The 3,317-nt window shown below is 33.4% G+C and carries 4 protein-coding genes; all 4 read right to left on the bottom strand.

Annotated elements, in window-relative coordinates; genetic code table 11:
* Nucleotides 1-252 (bottom strand): ATP-binding cassette domain-containing protein (locus VJ881_04285; protein HKL75267.1); only part of this gene is annotated, 252 nt, incomplete at its 3' end.
* A gap of 24 nt (nt 253-276) precedes the next feature.
* The gene (locus tag VJ881_04280; protein HKL75266.1) at nt 277-1,164 is read right to left on the bottom strand and encodes an ABC transporter permease; all 888 of its coding nucleotides are present in this window, start codon (nt 1,162-1,164) and stop codon (nt 277-279) included.
* 20 nt (nt 1,165-1,184) lie between these two features.
* Nucleotides 1,185-2,117 (bottom strand): ABC transporter permease, encoded by a 933-nt coding sequence (locus tag VJ881_04275; protein HKL75265.1) that lies wholly within the window; start codon nt 2,115-2,117, stop codon nt 1,185-1,187.
* Nucleotides 2,118-2,205: 88 nt separating this feature from the next.
* Nucleotides 2,206-3,317, bottom strand: a 1,112-nt coding sequence (locus VJ881_04270) for an ABC transporter substrate-binding protein (protein HKL75264.1), incomplete at its 5' end; no start/stop codon positions are given.

The following is a 3,317-nucleotide window of genomic DNA, read 5'->3' as shown; positions in this document are numbered from 1 at the left end:
TTGTTTCTTTTTTACTATATCTTCTCCTTCAAACATTATACTTCCATCTACTATTCTTCCTGGAGGTGATTCTACCAATCTCATTATTGATAGTGAAGTTACACTCTTTCCACATCCAGATTCTCCTACTATCCCTATTGTCTCTCCAGGATAGATCTCAAAATCTACTCCATCTACTGCCTTTACTACACCTTCTTCTGTAAAAAAGTGGGTCTTTAGATTACTTACATCTATTAACTTTTCTTTACTCAAAATCTTCACCTTCCCATTTTAAAATTATTTTTTCATTCTTGGATCAAGAGCATCCCGTAATCCATCTCCAAGTAAATTAAATCCAAGAACTGTATAGGCGATTGCTAAACCTGGAAATAAAGAATACCAGGGTTTTGTTCTTAAGTATTGTAAACCATTATTAATAATAGAGCCCCAACTTGGTGTAGGTTCCTGAGCTCCCAAACCAAGAAAACTAAGTGAAGCTTCAGCCATAATCGAAGATGCTATCCCCATTGTAAAAGAAATAATAAGAGGAGCCATACAATTAGGTAAAATATGTTTATACATTATAATAAAATCATTATTTCCTAAAGCTCGAGCAGCATCAACATATTCTTTTTCTCTATTTCGCATAAATTCACTTCTAATAATTCTGGCCGTTCTGGTCCACCAAACAACTCCTAAAGCCAAAAACACATTATATAAACTCGGACCTAAGGCAACCATAATTGCTATTGTTAATAACAAACTTGGAAAACTCATAACTATATCAACAATCCGCATAATAAACATATCTACTTTACCACCATAATAACCGGCAAGAGAACCCATAAGAGTACCAATAGTAAGGGCTATTGTCTGTACTATAATTCCAACACTCAAAGATATACGCGAACCATAAATTATTCTACTGGTAAGATCTCTACCATAATAATCTGTCCCTAGCCAATGATCTGCAGAAGGTGCTTTTAGTACAGAAGTTAAATCTATTTCATTTGGATCATAGGGAGCTAAAAATGGAGCAAAAATAGCAATAAGTATAAACAAAATAACCATTACAAGACCTATCATTGCCGCTTTATTTCTTTTTAATCTTTTCCAGGTATCCTGCCATAAACTTTTAGGCTTTTTATCTCTAGCAGTTTTATTATCTTTTTTATTTGCTTGCATGTTAGATTTTTCCCTCCTTATCAATCATACTTGATCCTTGGATCAAGTCCTACATATATTACATCTACTATTAGATTAAAAAATACAAAAATCAATGAACCAACTAAAACACAGCCTGCTATAACCTGGAAGTCTCTCTTTTTTATGGCAGTAACTACATATCTACCAAAACCAGGCCAGGCAAAAATCGTTTCTGTTAAAACTGAGCCATTTAAAAGAGAAGCAAAGTTCATACCTACTACTGTAACTACAGGTATCATCACATTTCTCAAAGCATGACTTAAGATAACTTTTCTCTCCTTTAAACCTTTTGATCGGGCTGTTCTAATATAATCCTGAGTAATAACTTCTAACATAACTGAGCGAGTGTAACGAGCTAAAAAAGCTGCAAATCTACTACCTAGAGTAATTGCCGGTAGAATTAAATGCTGTAAACTCAAACCTCCATCTCCCATTCCTGAAATAGGAGTCCAGCCTAAAGTCATTGAAAAGAAATAAATTAATATCATTCCAAACCAGAATACTGGTGTCGATATAAATAAAAGTGCAAATGTCATAGCTGCATGATCAATCCAGGTATTTTGATAAACAGCTGAAATAACGCCTATAAAAACTCCCATAAGAGTGGAGACTATAACTGCAGTAACAGCCAATTTAAGAGTGTTAGGAAGTTTTTGTTTAAGAGCATCAGTAACTGAAACTCCTGAAATATAGGATCTCCCCAAATCACCTCTTAAAGTTCTTTTTAGATAATTAATAAATTGAACATGCCAGGGATCATCTAATTTTAATTCTGCTCTTATTCTATTAATAATATCATCTTCAGCATGTTGTCCCAGCATTGTTATAACGGGATCACCAGGAACCATATACATTAAAACAAAGGTTAAAAATAAAACTCCTAGCAATACTGGAATTATTAAGAGTAATCTTCTTAGTATGTATTGAATCACAATTTTTTCCTCCTTTTCCCTTCTTAAAATAGATGCGCCCTTATAAAAAAGGACGCATCTTTTTTATTTACTATATTTATTGCTATAATTAATTTGTTTCTTCAGCTTTCACATCTTGATCAATCCACCAGGTTACTAATTTATCAGCATTATACATTTGATGATAAATTTCACCTTTAATCCATGGTTGCTTTATTGATGATGAACTTGTGTGATATAAATATACATATGGGTCACCAATTTGATCTGCCATTTTAATAATTTCCTGTGATAATCTAATTCTTTCCTGCTGATTAGTTGTAGATGCCATTTTATCAAGCATTGAATTAATAGTTTCATTATTGAATACTATTCTGTCACTTGTATAAAGTGCATTTAAGAAGTTATATGGATCAGCATAATCTGCCCACCATGATAGGTAATAAGATGGAGCATTACCATTTTTAACTGTAGAATAGAATACACTCCAGTCATTTTTGATAAGATCTACTTCTATGCCAACTCTACCAAGAAGTGCCTGTAAAACTCCTCCAACTCTAACAGAAGTACTACCATCACTTACCCAGAGTTCCATTTCAAAACCATCTGGATAACCGGCTTCTGCCAATAATTCTTTAGCTTTTTCAACATCAGCTTTAAATTCTACATCTGCGCCACCAGGCATTCCTTCAGGAATTGCATCATTAGCAGCTACATAATGTGGGAAAAGTGATTCAGTTACCATTTGACTATCTATTGCATAATCAATAGCTTTTTTAACTTTTGGATCATCTAATGGTTCAAAATCACCATTTAAAGCCAAATAATATGTTGAAAGTTCTGCCATAGTATGAATATATGGCTGCCATTCCTCATTACCTAACCATCTTTCTCTTTCTTCAGTAGGGACAGTAGTTAAATCAAGGTTACCGGCTTCAAATTCAGCAATATCAGTAAGTGGCTGAGGAATAACCCTATACACTACTTCATCTACATATGGTCTTCCATCCCAATAATCTTCATTAGCTTCCATAACTAAACGATCATCATGTTCCCAGCTAACAAACTTAAAAGGACCTGTACCAACAGGATGTTGTCTAAAATCATCACCATATTCGTCTACAATATCTTCATTAACAATTAAACCATAAGGTAAGGTAAGGTGTGTTAAAAATAATCCAAAAGGTTTATCTAGTTCAAATTGAACTGTATATTTATCTA

Source organism: Halanaerobiales bacterium (genome assembly GCA_035270125.1).
Lineage (GTDB): Bacteria > Bacillota > Halanaerobiia > Halanaerobiales > DATFIM01 > DATFIM01.
Note: the sequence above shows the minus strand (reverse complement) of the source record. Positions and strands in the feature narration are given on the sequence as shown.